Origin of the sequence: Vibrio ponticus (assembly GCF_009938225.1) — a bacterium.
In the GTDB taxonomy this organism is placed as follows: Bacteria; Pseudomonadota; Gammaproteobacteria; order Enterobacterales; family Vibrionaceae; genus Vibrio; species Vibrio ponticus.
The window spans coordinates 625,098-644,025 of the sequence record NZ_AP019658.1 but is presented as its reverse complement, the minus strand read 5'-3'; the positions used below and the strand labels follow the sequence as shown (position 1 = coordinate 644,025).

1 protein-coding gene is annotated in these 18,928 nt (G+C 44.6%); it reads right to left on the bottom strand.

Features of this window, described 5'->3' with window-relative positions; translation table 11 throughout:
- Window positions 1-135: 135 nt before the first annotated feature.
- Window positions 136-18,798 (bottom strand): retention module-containing protein, encoded by an 18,663-nt coding sequence (locus tag GZN30_RS17250; RefSeq protein WP_075648945.1) that lies wholly within the window; start codon window positions 18,796-18,798, stop codon window positions 136-138.
- Window positions 18,799-18,928 lie beyond the last annotated feature (130 nt).

Below are 18,928 nucleotides of genomic sequence, written 5' to 3'. Positions count from 1 at the left end.
CTTCATTATTATCTTGCAACAACCTAAAAACATCTCAAATACAATACTTAGTACCAATACTGAGATTATTTTGCTTACTTAAAAGAAAAAGCCCTATCGTTTTTGATAGGGCTTGTATGAAATAGATGTATCAAACTAATCTGGATTGGTTAGTTTAATAAACTCATTATTAATCAAATCATCCATTAGACTTGCACTGCCTCCATCGAGTGTATAGCCCGCTTGGTTTTCCAAAACGATGGTTTGCACAGTCTCTCCACCCTCTTGGGCGAGAATTTCGATATTGATCTTATCGCCATCTTTCTCCGCAGTTAGACGACTAAGAATATCTTCCATCGAATCATCACTCTCGAATACCTCAGATAGATCTATCATATCTTTCTCAGCCCCAAGGGACTTATCCGCGTTGAAGTCGGTAATTTTATCTACTTGTGGATTAGTCAAATCAATATCTGCAGCTGTCCAGACAAAGATATCTTGCCCGCCACCACCGGTCAGAATATCACTCCCTAAACCGCCTTGGACTATATCGTCGCCATCACCTGCGAGGATTTGATCATCTCCCGCGCCACCTTCGAGGATATCAGCCCCGTCGCTGCCAATGATAATGTCGTCCCCAGCACCGCCAGATAAAGTGATTCCATCGCTATCATCAAGATTAAATAAGTAGTCGTTCCCTACCGTACCCAAAATTGATTGGCTAGAATCAGCTGTGACGTTAATAGTGACCGGGTCGGACAAGGCAGGATCTGCATCACCATCAGTAGAGACCGCTCTGATTTCGATAGCCGTATCTGAAACGGTAATTCCAGCTGGCACCTCAATGGTGATATCCGTATCACCACCTTGCGGAACATCGGCTTGGAACAGACCATCACCATTGAGCGTTGCCGTAACGCCGCCCACTTTAATAGTGGTGCCAGCAGGTACATTATCAAACTGCACAGATAGGCTCTCATCTGCCACCGCTAACGCCGGAATTAAGCCTAACAATGGTATCACTGCCAGTTGCGCATCATTGACTGCCACTAAGTAGCGATTGCGCTCAGCCTCTAATGTCGGTTTATCACTGATTGGATTCACCTTAACATCGACGGTGATCTGGTCGCTGGTTAATGCATCGTTAATGTCGATAGTACCGTCACCATTAACATCGCCATTATTCCCGTTATCAGTTACTTGCACTTGGATCTGCGAATCAACGTGGCTATTTTCATCGCCAATAAACAGCAGACCTTTATCCGTTGTAACCTCGCTGCCACTAAGTAGTTTGTTTATCGACTCAATCGTTCCATCGAGCACGATATTGCCATCGCTATCACTGCCAATCGTAATGTTGTTGTCATTGGCATACTGAATCGACTCGGTACCAAACGACAAGTTACCCGTAGTATGACTAATAGTAACAGTCATGTTTGCATCAGGATCATCAATCACATCCGCATCAGAAATTTGAATGCTGCTAATGGATAGCTGAACGTCTTCATCAACAGAGTATGATGTTTGAGCAACTACGGCTGGTTTATCGTTGTCAGGTGTAATTTCCAAAGATACGATTTGCTCGGCAACAGGACCTAGTGATCCATTGTCGTTAGAGCTCACTTTAAGGGTGATTTGCGGGTTATCACCACGCCAAGAATCACTATTGTAATCGGTACCCGTTAAGTCTAACTGGATGTTTTCTACCTGCTGCAAGTTGGTTTCTACAATCCAATTACCGGTATACACGCCATTATCCAGCTCTTGATAGGCGATATAATCACCGCTGGCTAGGTCAGCACCTTTGGTATATTCAGGCAGTAAAATCGACACTCCATCTGGGATGTTTTCAACCTTAATGTAAACCGTTTCTGGACTATTTTCGCTATGAGCCCCTGCGCTTATCGAATCAGCTTTATCCAAAATACGAGCATCAATCTTAATATCCACTAGCCCGCTATCTGCCCCACTATGTTCCGCGCCGGTTGCATGTTGATCAATTCGCGTATCAATTTCGTCGCCCTCTGGGGCAATATTAAGCGTGATACGTCCACCCTGCTGTTTCGGCTGTTTGTCTGCTTCTTCTTGGGTGTAAACCACGTAACCAATATTGGCACTGCCACTAAAGTTCTCTGCTGGCGTAATTTGAATATCGCTCAAATCGACCGTTTCACCGACCGGTTGTGCAATTTTAATGCTCCATACACCACTACCATTATTGCTGACTGCAAAATCACCGGAAGTGGAAGAAACTAAGAAGTCTTGTGGTACATCCGTCAATTTAAACGATACAAACTCTTCTGAACCATCACTATCATCAAGGGTGAAATCAAGTACTGACAATGACATTGGCGTATCTTCACTGCCATCAATCACCTTGTCGCCCAACGATTGCGTCGTGACACCATCCACTATCGATTTAACGTCGATATCAAATGTTTGTTTAAACGGTGCTGTAACCGAACCAACATTGTCGGTTTGATCAATGATGGTGCCATCGAGAGTAATCGTTACCTTGCCGGAAAAGTCTTTGCTCGGCGTGAACACCACTTCAGCAAGCACTTGCTCGACCGTGACCCCATTTGGTAATTGCGCCGCTGTGATACTAAGGGTGCCATCCTCTTTTTCCTCGACACCGCTATACACTGTACCAGCGGTGACAGCACCAACAGTTGAACTGATCTCTATAGCGGCAAACGATTCGACGCCTTGCGATAAGTCGGTGTCTTCATCTTTAAAGCTAAATCGGTTCAGATTGAGAGTTACTTGGCTATCTTCATACGCGGTGTTGGCTTGAATTGAGCTTGGCGACTCCTCACCTGCGGTAAAGTCCGCAGCCTCAACAGTTTGCACCACCACACCATTATCTTTAGTTACCCCATCGACAACTGGCGTAATCTCAAAGTTGACTTGCTGAGTAACCACATTTTCATCGCCACTGTCCATGTCAGTAATCACTACTGAAATAGGGATAGTGAAATCACCAGCAAAATCTTCAATTAAAGTAATGGCGGCATTACCCAAAGCCCCCTCTTTTAGACTGCCGTCGTCGTTAACATCCTCGGCATCAATGGTGAAGGCATACTTGCCGTTAACGAAGTTTTCTTCACCTGTACCGGATGTGACTCGCTTGATCTCATGGATATTGGATACATCAAACACGATGGTAATTTGATCGTTAGTTGAGCTGTCATCCAAATTCGCTAACTCACTAAAGATAAGCTTCTCGCGCAAGGTATCATCCAATCGAACTTTCGTATCTTCTGTTCCCTCGATGGCTTGCGTGTTATCTATGCTGGCAGAAGCCGCCTCTCCGCTGACCGTTCCGCTTGGTTCCGGGTCATCAAAGGTAATTTGGAACGACTGAGTATCTCTAACCGCGTAACTGACTTCGCTTTCATTGATACTATCTTCGCCATCTTCACCACGGTCTATCACTAATGCATGTACCTTGACGGTCACGGTTTCATTGACACCATTGGGTGCAAACACGATAAATGAATCTTCATTGGTCACCGTCCAAGTACCGTCACCATTATTGAGCGCACCTTGTACATAAAGCTGATCGAGTACGTTTTGGCTTGCACCTGCGAACTCAATAACGACATGACTCACTCGCTCATCTTGGTTATTTTCTGGGTTCGGTGCGCCAGTGGAGTCCGCGTCAAGGTCGATAAAGTTAATCGAATAATCGGAGTTATTACTGTCGTTAGCAAAGCTGCCGCCTTTCGCCTCTTTATTGATGGTAAAGCTCACTGAGCCCGCGGTATTGGTTTGAGTTGCTTCAATACCTACATCATCGCCATCAATAATATTCAGCTCACCGTCATCTTCCACAACTGGCTGGATATCGATATTAAGTTTACCGCTATAATCGACGGTTTTACTAAAGCCTGAATTAGAATCCACATCAACTTCTGTGACAGAAACCGTGCTATCTAGCACAAAGTCTGCACTCGAATCTTCTGGAGTGACCAATGCAGAAATTTCTACATTACCCGCTGTCAGTTCTGCACCATCAGCGGCGATAATCGTCACTTCATTTGTGGCATCAAAGCGGTACTTACCTGCATCTAGACCTGTTGCAACACCATCAATTAAGACTTGCGCTATGGCACTGTTCGCCTCAATAGTAAGCGCAATGTCGCTAAGTTCAGCGTTACTCTCTGCCTCATTACCGGAAATAACTAATTTGCTAACAAACTCATGGTCACCGCCAGATTCGCGATCAGTGAGTTTGCCCGGATACCACTTAACGTTATTGACCTGATCTTCGAGTGGCGTGTAGTTGTTATCGTTACTATTGACAATAAAGTTATCATTAAAGCCTGAAATAACTGGATTAACTTCAATAAAGATATCTTTTTCCGTAACCAACTCATTACCGTCATTTTCGGTGACAATAATTTTAGCTTTAAGTTGAATATCTTCGGTATTGTTCGTTTTCGGCGTGATCTTAATATCAGCTTGACCGATATCCGCCTCATATTGCGCTTGACCGTTTTTCATTCCGGTGTAGGTCAAGCTGATTTCATTACCATCGGTGTCTTCTATTTTGTACTCAGCTAGATTGCCACTCTCCGCATAAAGCACGACCGTAACCGTTTCTGAACCATCAGGACCAGATTTGTCGTAACCAGTCTCACCACTAAACACGGAGAAGTCGAGCATGATGGAACTGTTTTCGTCAATCGGTGTGGTGGTTTTAATACCGCTGATCGCCCCTTGATTGTCAGTAACAACTTGCCACACGTCGTTGTTATCAGCATCCATCATTGGTGCGTCAGCAATACCTTTGATATCAACCGCGATGGTTTGATCATTGCCCATGGATTGGCTGTCATACACCACTTCACCATCTGCGTAAGTTGCAGTGTCGACCACTTTAACTTCAACTTTAAAGTCAAAGTCAGCATTGCTGTCTTTAGGAGGAATGATGCCGGTTGTACCAGATTGAATCAGCGCGTAATCGACAATCAGGTCAACGTCAGCATCGATACTCTTGTCCGCTGGATCATCCAATACAATGAGAGTGGCAGTTGCGTAATCATCAGGATCAACTATCAAGTACGCTTCCCCATTTAGAATAACCGCGTTGTCACCATCAGCATTAAAATGAGTAATAATGGTGCCGTTAGGTAAATCTTTGATGTAAACAAAACGATTTTCTGAGCCATCACTGTCTTTTAGATCATTCACTTGGATATGATCTTTAAGCTTAAACTCCGTATCTTCATTTACGCGCACACGCTCAACTTGATAAGTAATATCGTCAACAATTGGTGCGACATCGACTGTCAGCGTGGTTTCACTAGAGTTGGTGCTATCGGTAAACGGTTCATGGGAAGTGGCTTTAACATCCACCAACACTGAACCACTGAAATCACCTTTTGCTGCCAAATACACGTTACCAATTTCTGCACTGGTAAAGTGGTACACACCATCATTATCAGGGGTAATTACTGAACCATTCGCTTTAACCAATTGATGTTCTGCCACTGCGTTAGCATCGTTAAACGTAAGCTCGTAAGTGATAGTTTCTGCGCTGGCGTCAGACTGGTCATCAGTCTCAAAGGCAAAGTCGAGTTTGATTAAACTGTCTTCATCACCGCTTGCTTCTGCAATAGAGGAGTCAGAAAACTCTGGTTTATCGGCAATACCGTCCACCACAATGCCAATTCTGCCATTGCGCGTTTCGACTGGGTGCCCCTCTCGTTCAACTTTAACTTGAGCATTGACTTCAAAGCCATTTGCATCAGTTGAATAATGATCATCTGGTTGGTAGAAAATGTTATTAATAGAAAGAACATCGGTTCCCGAAACATCCAGTTTATCTTTTGATAACCTGCCACTTACTTCTATTTTCGCGCCACCATTAGGATCAATGTAGTAAAAACTGCCCCCTGCTGGATTGCCAAGTAGCAGCGATTGAATCTCTTCGCCATCGGCATCATGTAAGTCTATTTCAATTGTCACAGCAATATCGGTATCTTCATCACCGCGAACAGGGTCGATGACAAGCTTCGACTCTTTATCTCGAATAGTTAGGTTCAGGTTCGAACTGTCTTGATCACCATCGTTATCAATCGCCGTCATCGTAAATGTGGTGCTAAGCGGACCATCAAGGTGATCGACGCTATCTGCCGCGCTAAATTTAACTCGGACATTACTGCCCTTGGTGATGAGAGTTATCGTACCGACTTCCGCCCATTGGTCATTGGAGTTTTTGGCTAATACCGCAATACCATTGCCAGTACCGAGTGTGTCCAAATCAAACTTACTGCTTGGATTGTCAATATCACCGAAAGCAAATTTACCTTGCTGGTCAACAGGAACTTCGATTTCTAGGTTATCTAAGCGGTCGCCCTGCTTATAATTCACAACGGTATAACCGTTATTCGAAGTTGAGCTACCTTCAACTAAATTGATGGTGACATTTTTGGCATCGGAGAAGTAGTCTTTGATTTCGACATTAAGACCTTGCGCTGGACTACTATCACCATCAAAGTCAGATGCAATGACAGGCAGCGTTAAAAATAGCGAATCGGTACCTGCATCTGGATGATCTATTCCACGCACTAATTTGAAATCTACCTTGCCAAGATCATCTGAGGTGTAATCAGAATTAATCTTCACTTCAAATACCGTTAGCTTCTTGTTGCCATTTTCAATAAAGCCACGGTATCCGCCACTGATCTCCTCATATTGCACTAACTTGTTGCCCGACGTTAACGGGCTGACTGGGTTACCATCTTTATCCGCCACGCTAATCGCAGTGGTATCTATCTCAAATTTTTCAATATTGTCTGAGCTTGGTTCAAGTGTAATCGTCGCTGAACCAAATTCGCCTCGATTACCGTGACCAATCCCATACTCGTTGACTTTAATCGAACCAATGCCTTCAATACGCGGATCCATGCCATCAGTTAGGGTCAAATCAAACGAGTCTGAGGCACTGTCGCCATCAGTATCTGTCACTGTTGCGTTAAGCGTCAGCACAATATCGTTGCTTAACGGGTTATCCAGTGGCTGATATTGCTCAACCGTTACATCACCATTCGCCTTATTCACTGCGATGTTGAGCACCTCGGTTGTCGTACCTTTAATAAACAGCGAGTAAGAGCTATCTTGGCTTTGTACCACTAACTCTTGACCACTACTGGTTAAATCCGCAAGCTGATAAACACTGCTATCCGCTAAATCAAATATCACGGTATCAACAGCATCAGTGCCGCTATCAATATCCAACATTTGTGTGAAGGAATCATTAGCTGGCGTGTTGGCAGCCATATCGACCGTTTCGGTCAAACTTGCATCGTTATTTGCGATAATAGTAGGGGTAGTACCATCAGTAATGTTGATGGTTATTTGCGCCGTTTTCGGCGTATCATCGGTTGAACGGCTGGTAACCGTCACTTGCAACTGGCTAATATTATCTTCTGGTTGGTCTATGGCTCTAAACTGAGTCACATCATAAGTACCCGCCGCTTTAAAATTGGCATCGCCAAATACACCCACATCCTCTGGGTAGTAGGTTAACTCCAGCACTTTCTCGCCGGTGACTTTGTCCGTCAAAGTGACCGTTGTATCCGTTTCCGTCACTTCAATATCGTTGCCATTACTGCTCCAACCTTTAAATTGATTGGCTGCGGTACCATGCACTTCATCGTAGTTTTTAAGAGATATGGTGGTTTGGTGACCATCAGGACCTGGGTCTAGTTGGGTATCACCACTGACGGTTGAACTGGTAAAGTTACCATCACCATCTAATGTTTCAGTTAGCGCTTCAGTACTATCTTGAATGGTGGTATCAACGCCATCCTTGATGTTTAACGTCACTTTAGCCGTCACGTCAGCATCATCGGTTGAAGAGGCAATAATATTAAATACTATGGTGCTCTTCTCGCCTGCTTGATCTAACGGAAGTGATTGTTTCACTTCATAACTGCCATTGCTATCTAGCTTGAACTCCAGCACTACTGTCGCAGGATTATCTTTATAAACCAAGGTGTACGTGTTGGTACCAGAATCAAAATCAACCGCTAGCGCTTTGCCTTGGCTAGTCCAATTAGTCTCAATCGCGTTTATATCCGCAGTGGTCAGATTCACCTTAAGCGTTTCCACGCCATCAGAACCTAGGGCAAGATTGACGTTGCCATTTTCAGTTACCACGACAAACTCATCAGCAATAGTATCGGTTTCTGTCCACTCTTCAGACGCGTCACTCATTGTGGTGTTCACGCCATCTTTGAGATTCACTTTAATTGGAGCTACCGTATCGTCACCATCTTTATCCGTCGCTACAATTGCCAAATTAAGTATGTCGATATTGGTCGTGTCATCGTTGGCGTTATCAATAGGTAGGTACTGCTTGACTGTGTAGCCACCACCGATGCCACTATCTAGCACAAAGGTGATTACATCTTGTCCCTGAGCACCATCTTCTAGATACACGCGTAACGTATCATCGCTCACGCTGTACTTGGTCTCTTTGCCTTGTGTCGTAATACCATCCAACAGAGTTCGCAACGCCGCATCATCTTGCCATTTAACCGAGTCAATACCATCAACGCCAGCGACAAAACTTACGCTATCATGTTGACTGATCGCATTCTCTTCCGTTCCATCAAGCGTTAATGTCTCATTAAGTTGCACTGACGATGTACTGTTACCCACAGTGATATCTTGACCATCTGTAACCGTCAGCTTGATTTCTGCCGGGGTTGGATCGCCATCAGTATCTGTTGCGACTAGTGGCAACAGTATAACGGCAGCATCTATCGGTGACTGAGCTTGGTCAAACGGTTTATATTGAGTGATGCTGTACTCACCGTTGGCATTGCCTTGCGTATCTTTGCTCAGCGTCGCTTGCAAAATGTAGTCAGCAACATTGAGTGGCTGGTTTTGGTTGGTAGAGACGACAATACTATCGCCACCATTGATAATATGGACAAAAGTCTCTGCTTCATCGACAGTGATATTATTCAGTACAGAATTAGTGTCGCTGTCTGCGACAAATTTGAGACTCGCCAGATGGTCACTACCACTGGTTAAACTGACGTTAAGTGTTTCACCCTCACTATCGGTAGTAATGGTCTTAATTGCACTAACTTCAGTCCATGCAACATCAAGTTTACCTGCAAAACCAATATCCGTGCCGTCTTTGATTTTCAAGGTCACATCAACGGAATCGACATCGTTGTCACCATCTTTGGTGTGTACTTCTAGCTTGGCAGTGAGAACATCCATTGCTGAAGTCGCATCGGTGTGCAAAATATCGGAGTTTGGCTTAAATGAGATATCGCCATCTCGAGTGATGTACACTGTGCCGATACCGTTGTCATCCGCACCTTTGGCGTCAAGTGCAATTGCATACACACCCTGACCATCTGGCGTGTAGTCATCCAAGTCATAACTCTTATTGTCGTAAACGATATGAGTCACTTGATCGCCGTCTTTACTCACATCAGCAAAGATGTTTTTCACCTCGGTTGTGCTGCCCTGAGTGCCTAGTGTGGGTTCATTAATGTCATCGAATAGAATCGACGCGTTAAGAGTAGAAACATCATCAATCAGATTGACAGTAACATAGGCTTGCTGAGCCCCTGTCTGGCTTGTGTCGCCATCAAAGTCTGTTGCCATAATTGGCAGTTTGAGTACCAGCGCATCTGTGCCAGCATTTGGATGGTCGACCTCTTTAAGTAAGGTGAACGTCACTTTGCCGAAATCATTACTGGTATAGTCGGAATTAACTGTGGCTTCAAACACCGTTTCCTTGCTATCACCGCTACCGATAAAACCAATTAAACCGTTACTGGTCTGCTCAAACTGCACAGCTTGTTTATCAGCGGTTAGAGTGACTGGCGCATCATTTTGATCGGTAATGATGATACCCGTCGGTTTAATTTCGATGGTTTTGATATTATCTGAGCTTGCCTCAAACTCGACGCTGACTGAGTTTGATTCGGTGTGGTCATCGCTTTCACCCAGCCCTTTCTCATAAACGTCTACGCTTGAATCTGGTTTTATTTGTGGATCTTGTCCATCCACCAAGGTGAGATTAAAGCTGTTGCTTCCAGAGTCGCCATCGGTATCTTTAGCGGTCGCGACGATCTTCAATTCAATATGATTATCTAACGGATTATCCAGTGGGCGATACTGTTCAACAGTGACATCACCGCTTTGTTTATCCAACGTAATGTTGAGCACTTCCGTTGTGCTCCCCTTAATAAACAGTGAATAAGATCCATCTTCACTTTTCACTTCAAGCTCACGCCCTTCACTGGTGAGGTCGTCTAATTTCAATGGACTATTATCGGCTAGAGCAAACAACACAGTATCGATATCATCCGTGCCACTGTGAATATCCAGCAATTGCGTGAAAGTCTTCTTAGCTGGCGTCGCCACATCCATGTCAGTGGTTTCAGTTAGGCTTGCACTGCCATTGATGTCAATCGATGGTGTCACACCATCTTTAATATTGACGGTAATTTGCTTAGTGAGTGGATTATCATCTGTGGAGGTTGCGGTTACATCGACCAACATCGTACTCACATTATTGTTTGATTGATCTATCGCAGCATACTGAACCACATCATAGCTGCCAGCGACTTTATTACCGACCGCTTCTGGGTAATAAATTAGCTCCAATACCTTGTTATTGTCTTCGTCGAGCAAAGTAATGGTGTCGTCGGTTGCCACCAGCTTGAGCGGATTACCATTGCTAGTCCATTTTGAGACATCATCTTGATTGTTGAGCGAAATACTCGACTCGGCGCCATCAGGACCCGGGTTCAGTTTGACGTCGCCACTAACAGACTTAGTAGCAAACTCCCCATCACCATCGACACTCTCTTTAAGTGTCACTTGGTCATTTTTCAGTGATGTGTCTACCCCGTCTTTGATATTCACCGTCAAAGTTTTGCTGATGTTAGCGTCGTCAGTTGATGAAACAGTGACGTCAAACACTAAGCTACTAGTGCTGCCTTGTTGATCAATTGGCAGTGACTGCTCAACCTTATAATTACCTTCATCATCAAGCACTACTTTCAAGACTTGCGCGGTTGGGTCATTTTTGTAGACCACGCTGTAAGTATTGCTATCAAGGTCCTCTACAACCGCAAGAGCCTTACCTTGGCTAGTCCAATTCGCATTGATATCGTTGATTTGAGCTTGGCTAAGCGTTAAGGCGACTGCCGAAACTCCGTCAACACCCGGCTTGAGATTTACATCACCGCTCACTTCACCTTTGATGAATTGGTTATCGCCATCATCTTTTTCTGTCAAGGTCACTGTACGGTTTTTCAGCGATGTCTCCGCCCCATCTTTAATGGTGATAGCAATCGTCGCAGTGGATTTTTCATCATCGGTAGAGAAAGCACCAACAGTTAAGTTAATCACGCTCTGCTCAGCGCCGATTTGATCGATAGGTAAGAACTGCTCGACTGAATAGTCACCCGTTTCGTCGTCAAAGTTAAACTCAATGACTGTCTGATTCAGATCGTCTGCATAAACAAGCTTGAAGTCATTACCATTTTCGAGCAGTTCAAGAGGTTTACCTTGGCTAGTCCAACTGGATAAAGCGTCGCTATCATCAATGCTAACTTCAACTTCACTGACACCATCAACACCCGCTTTGATGTTGACGCTACCCGTTTTAAAACCGTAAGAGACATCAGGATCGATACCCGTTTGCTTCTCAGTATATTGAATTGTGCTATTACTTAGACGGGTTTCCACCCCATCCTTAATCGTGACATCAATGCTCGCTTGTACATTGGCATCATCAGTTGATGTAGCAGTCACGGTGAACTCTAGTTTGCTGAGATTACTCACATCTTGATCAATAGGCTTATGTTGAATAACTTGGTAATTGCCCGTCGTACTATCAAAGATGAACTCCAGCACTTTGTTATCCGGATCGCTTTCATACACCAGCGTGTAATCGTTACCTGACTTAACAATATCCAAAGCTTGATCTTGGCTCGTCCAATCCATGACTTCAGCTTCGTTATCTAGCGTTACTGATACTTCAGAAACGCCATCAGAACCTGCTTTCAACTGAACGCTGCCATTCTTGGCATTACCAAACTGGCCCTCTTTTTCAGTGTAAGTGATTGCACTAGTTGAAAGTTTTGTTTCTACGCCGTCATTGAATCTAACCTCAATATCAGCAACCGTAGGGTCACCATCTGCATCGGTGGCAACGATGGAGAGCTCAAATAAATCATTGTTATCGCTAATATCGTTGTCAATCGGTAAATACTGCGTCACGGTGTAGCCACCGCTGTTATCGTCATCCAATACCAAGGTCATTACGTCGTGCTTGACACCATTACCATCTGTAAACCACACCCGAATCACACCATCGTCGACTTGGTAGTCAGTATCTTGACCTTGAGTCTTAATCACTTCAAACGCAGCCTTTGCCTCTGTCGATAATTGCCACGCAACCGTATCAATCTCATCCGAACCTTGAATAAATTTAACGGTCGAATGCTTAACAATCGCATTATCTTGGCTACCATCTAGAAGCAATGTTTCCGTCAGTGAAAGGGTCGAGTTTGGCTTGCCAACACTGATATCTGCGCCGTCATGGACGGTGATATCAATGGTCTCTGCGGTGATATCACCATCACTGTCTTTGGCTTCAAACGGTAAGCTGAGCGTTAATACGTCAGATGTTTGGTCAAACGCTTGATGCTGAATCACTTTATAAGCACCAGTGCGTTCCCCTTGTGCATCTTCACTGAATGTCGCTTGCAGTACATAACTTGCAGCATCACTCGGGTTCTTGCTCAGTGACACCACGATGCTCTGTCCATTATCAATCACATGAACAAAGGTTGCCGCTTCATCAACTGTGATGCTATTGAGGACCGAATTGGGATTTGAGTCACTCACAAAACTCAAGCTAGCAATGTTGTCACTGCCCACTTGTAAGCCAACATCTAACGGTTGACCATTGCCATCCTTGGTAAAGGTTTGTGCGTTCTGGGTCTCGGTAAAGCTCAGAGTGAGATCACCCATAACACTGATATTGTCACCATCTTTAATCTTGAGAGTTACATCGATAGAGTCTGGATCGCCGTCGCCATCTTGGGTAAATACCTCAAGCTTAGCGGTTAGAATATCGTTCGTGGCAGTGGCATCTGTATGCAATATGTCTGAGTTTGGCTTGAAGGAGATATCACCATCGCGAGTAATATACACCGTCCCAATACCGCTATCATCACTACCTACCGGATCGAGCTCAATCGCATAAACGCCATCACCATTTGGCGTATAATCATCTAGGTTATAGCTGACATCTGCGTACTTAATATTGGTGACCTGATCGCCATCTTTACTTACATCAGCAAAGATATTTTGCACGCCAGTTTCTAACCCTTGCGACCCAACATTTGGCTCAACAATTTGGTCAAACACCAAGGTTGGTTTGAGCGTTGACACGTCATCAATCAGGTTTACGGCTAGATAGGCGGTTGGGCTTGGGTCACCATCAAAATCCGTCGCAACGACAGGCAATGTAAGTTTTAGACTATCTATCCCCGTACCGGGATGTTCTACGGGTTGATGCAGAGTGAACTCAACTAGACCAAAATCATCACTGCCATAATCTGAGTTAACGGTAACCTCTAACACGGTCTGTTTACTGTTACCGCTGCCGATAAAGCCGATGAGCCCGTTATCACTCTGCTCAAATTGCACCACTTGTCCGTCAGACTTCAGCACCACTGCCGCATCATTTTGGTCGGTAACCACAATGCCCTGCTCTTGGAATTCAATGGTCTCAATATTGTCGGAGCTATCAGCAAAGGTGAGCTTAGTTGAGGCAAACTCACTGTTGTCATTTTGCTCATCGATACCTTTTTCATAAGCGTCTAACGACGTAATTGGGTCTATTGCCGGATCTTGCCCATCAACCAAAGTCAGCTTAAAGCTATTGCTGCCAGTATCAAGGTCGGTATCACTGGCTGTGGCTTTGATCGTCAAGACGATATTATCGTCGGCTGGGTTGTCAAGCGGCAGGTATTGCTTAACCGTTACGTCACCGCTTTGCTTATCCAACGAGATATTGAGTACTGCTTCATCACTGCCTTTGATAAACAGAGAATAAGAGCCATCATCACTTTTCACTTCAAGCGGGCGATTTTCACTGGTCAAATCATTCAGTTTAAATGCGCTGTCGTTAGCTAATTGGAAAAAGACAGTCGTTAATGCATCCGTACCGCTTTCAATACCTAGCAAGCCAGCAAAAGTTTGCATAGCCGGTGTCACATCAGACATATCCGTGGTTTCAGTTAACTCCGCATCACCGTTCACCTCTATTGAAGGCGTAACACCATCTTTAATCTTAACGGTGATCTGTTTGGTCAATGAATCATCGTCTGTCGATGTTGCTGTAACATCCACCAATAACTTATTGACGTTGTTGGTCAACTGATCAATCGCCGCATATTGGGTAACCTGATAGGTGCCAGCCGCGTTATTGCCCACCTCTTCAGGGTAATAAATTAACTCCAGAACCTTCTCATCATCACTGTTCCATAGGGTGATCGAACTGTCTGTGGTCGTCACCGTGGTCGGCTGACCATTACTGGTCCAGTTTTCGACTTGATCAAGATTGACTAACTCGATACTCGTTTCGGCGCCATCCGGTCCTGGGTTCAGCTGCACATCACCATGAACAGTCGCTGGCGCAAAGTCGCCTTGGTTGTCCACCATTTCATGCAAGGTCACCTCATCGTTTTTCAGAGAAGTATCCACCCCATCTTTGATATTAACCGTGAGGGTTTTACTGATATCCGCATCATCCGTTGAAGAAGCGGTGATAGAGAAGGTTAACGTGCTAGTCGCACCCTCTTGGTCGATAGGCAGTAACTGCTCGACATGGTAATTACCCTCACCATCGAGTGAAACTTGAAGCACATGGTTGTCCGGATCATCTTTGTATACTAGTGTGTAGATGTTGTTGGCATAGTCGACCACAACCGAGAGCTCATTGCCTTGGCTACTCCAATTTGCCTCAATATCATTCACTTGCGCTGCGCTTAAGCCCAACACCAGTGCAGAAACCCCATCAACGCCGGGTTTCAAATTCACATCTCCGCTTACTTCACCTTTAATAAATTGATTGTCGCTATCGTCTTGCTCTTTTAGCGTCACCGTGCGGTTTTTCAATGATGTTTCCACACCATCTTTAATCGTGATATCGATTGACGCTTGTGTGTCAGCATCGTCCGTTGAACTCGCCGTTACCGTAAAATTAAGTTCACTCTGATTTGAGCCATCTTGGTCTATCGGTAGATGCTGAATAACTTGATAAGCGCCAGTATTGTTATTAAAAATAAACTCAAGCACTGCGGTCGATGGGTCACTCTCATAAACTAAAGTAAAATCATTGCCATCTTGTATCACTGACAGGGCTTGCCCTTGACTTGTCCACTGCTCTACATCGGCAAGATTATCCAACGCGACACTAATCTCAGAAACGCCATCAGAACCTGCTTTTAACTTAACGCTGCCATTCTTGGCATCACCAAACTTATGTTCCTTCTCGGTGTAGCTAAGCGCACTATCTGATAACTTGGTATTGGCACCATCTTTTAAGATCACCTCGATGTCGGCAACCACTGAATCGCCATCAGCATCGGTGGCTACAATCGAGAACTCAAAGGAGTCTTTGTTGTCACTCATGTCGTTGTCGATTGGCAAGTATTGCGTCACGGTGTAATCACCGCTTTTATCACCTTGTAATTCAAAGGTAATCACGTCTTGCTGATTGCCATGCTCATCTTGAATAAATACACGGATCAATCCATCGGTGATCTGATATTGCGTGTCCTGTCCTTGTGTGGTGAGCGCTGCCAGTGCCGCTTCCATTTCAGGCGAAACTTGCCATACAACGGTGTCGATTTCGTCAGAGCCCTGTTTTAACTCTACCGAAGCATAGCGAGTGATCGCATTCTCTTCGCTACCATCGAGTCGTTTGGTTTCGCGAAGTTTGACAAAACAATCGGGATTGCAAACCGTTATGTCTGCGCCATCATTGACGGTGACATCAATCGTGTCGCGAGTTATGTCTCCGTCACTATCTTCCGCTGCGAATGGAAACTCTATGGTTAACACATCATCCACTTGATCAAACGCTTGATGTTGTATGACGGTATATTCACCACTTCGAACACCCTGCGCATCTTCGCTCAACGTGGCTTGCAGTACATAGCCAGTTTGGTCATTGGGATCACTAGCAAGTGAGACGACAATACTCTGTCCATCATCAATAATATGTACATAAGTCGGCGCTTCATCGACCGTAATAGAATTTAGTACTGAGCCACTATTTTCATCACTAACAAAATCCAAACTGACGATGTTGTCGCTGCCAACTTGCACGCCAATATCAAGCGGGTGTCCGTCATTGTCTAGGGTGAAAGTCTGAGGGTTTTGCGTTTCAGTAAAGCTCAACTCAAGCTCACCGACAAAACTGATGTTGTCACCATCTTTAATCTTGAGCGTTACATCAACCGAATCAACGTCATCATCGCCGTCTTTGGTAAACACTTCGAGGTTAGCGGTAAGAATGTCATTAATTGAGGTGTCATCAGTATGCAGAATATCTGAGTTAGGTTGAAACGAAATATCGCCATCTCGAGTAATGTAAACAGTCCCTATTCCGGTATCATCATCACCGACAGGATTAAGTGCAACTGCATATACACCTTGAGCATTTGGTGTGTAGTCATCGAGATTATAATTCTGGTTACCATAGACAAAATGAGTCACCTGGTCGCCATCTTGACTCACATCACTGAAGATATTTTGTGTAGCCGTGACGATACCATCAACACCAATGGTAGGCTCAACAACTTGGTCAAACAGTATCGACTCCTTAAGTGTCGACACGTCATCCACCACCGCAATAGTTAGCGTTGTTGCTTGGGCACCATCAAGTGCGCTATCTGAGTCTGATTTATCGTCATCGCTATCAACAGCATAGATAGGAAAATCGAGATGGTATAGATTATTGTCAGCGCTGCTAGGGTCATTTGGACCACTGTGATCTAATGGTTTTAGCAATTCAAATGTGTAACTGCCATCCGGTTGTAGGGTTATCGTAAAGACAGTGCCACCATCTTCATCTTTACCTGCGTATGAATGGATAAACGAGCCGTCATCTTGTGTCGTGTCGACCAAGGTAATATCTAGCTCACCACTTTGAAGCAACCCTTGGTACTGGCTATTAAACGCCTCAACATCGATTTCAAAATGTTGCACAGCGTCGCTACCTTGATAACCCAGCATACCTTGAGACAACACGGGACTACCGCTATCCAACTGGCTTTCTAAAACGGGTTCGATTGAATTAGGCAATTCAACCGTCGGTGCAGCACCATCTATCACTTGATAGTTAATTACATTAGTGACAACGTCACCATCATAATCAATCGATGTCACTGGAATGGCGAAATTGAGCGCATCCTGATCATTATTTTGCTCTAACGGCAGATTCTGAGTAATCGAATAAGTGCCATCCTCTGACAAAACAATGGCTAATATGACCGCCTCTGGTGCATCTTTAATCGTTAAGGTTAGCGTTTTACCATCTTCGGTAAGCGTCGCTTCTGTCTCCTGATTGTCTGACAACACACCAACGAATTGATCAATAGCATTGGCATCAAATCGAACCACTTCCAGCTCATCGGCACCAAGCTCAAACACAGTGCCCGATGTCTGATAAGGGTTGTCTTCACTTAGCGTTACCGCTTCGGTATAGCTTTCATCCACCTCTACCGCTGATTGCTCATCACCATCCTCTACCGACACTGTAATGGATAGCGGCTGCTTAAGAGGATTGCCATTGGTATCTGCGCCAGTTAAGGTCAAACTGACTTGCAATAAATTATCACTAAATTGGACTAAACCTTGACTGCCGTTTTCGACATCATGGTCAATCGGTTTTTCTAATGTGGTTGTCAGGCGCAATAGAATATCTTTGCCACTTTGCAGGGCATCAATATCTATGGTCAGTACCTTTTCTTCACCTTGAGAGCCAATAATGGCGTTGGTCGTTGGATCATAGATAAAATCAACCGGCTGCCCCGATGACGTGATCTCTGAATTTAGCTCGTTGAGTAACGCACTTAAGCTACTGGTTACTGGAACAAAAGAGCTTGGGTCTAGGCTGAGAGTACCAGCCGTTACTGTCGCTTGCGTGAGCGTCTGCTGTGGATAAGTCCCATCCGACAAATTGCCTTCTGTTACCGTGGTATTAATGATCAAACCACCTTCAGCAGCAACGACATCATTACCGTCTTCATACTCAAACTGCTCACGCTGATTATCAAACCCAGCAGTTTCAAACTTCGTCGCAGCGATGGTTTGAGCCAAATTTAGTGGTATGGTTGATGATGTACTGATCGCAGAACCGTCCGGCGTCCCACCCGCCTCGGTAGATTCAAGTATCTCAGTCGGGTCTTCTCCCGCCAAAATAGCCTCTTGAATCGCATTAACATCAAGCACCGCATCTGTTGGCTCATCAATAGTCACTAGCTCACCATTGAGATTAGCAATGCTCAGTTGCGGTTGTTGATTAGCGGCAATATTAATACAACCAACACAGTTCTCATCAACCAAAAATAGCTCATTATTAATCGCTACCACTAGCTCACTACCCGCAGGGGTAAACAACAAATCATTGGGCTTTAGCTCAAATCCTTTAGTTGCTCCAACTGCTGCTTCCCCAGGTCGCACCACAATAGGAGTTCCCACCACTTCATGAATCGTTCCTGGTACTGAAACAGTTTGCTCGTTCATAATAACCATCCCTAAGCTAACTTTGGTTTATTTCTTCGATCAATATCACTACTGATAAGCATAGGAAAAAACTGAACTTGTTGCGTAAAATAGTTTGCATATGTTTGATTTTGAGATTTCTATCAATTAT

Excerpts from the sequence above, each read along its gene's own strand:
- GZN30_RS17250 (WP_075648945.1), bottom strand. The coding sequence starts at position 18,798 with ATGAACGAGCAAACTGTTTCAGTACCAGGAACGATTCATGAAGTGGTG.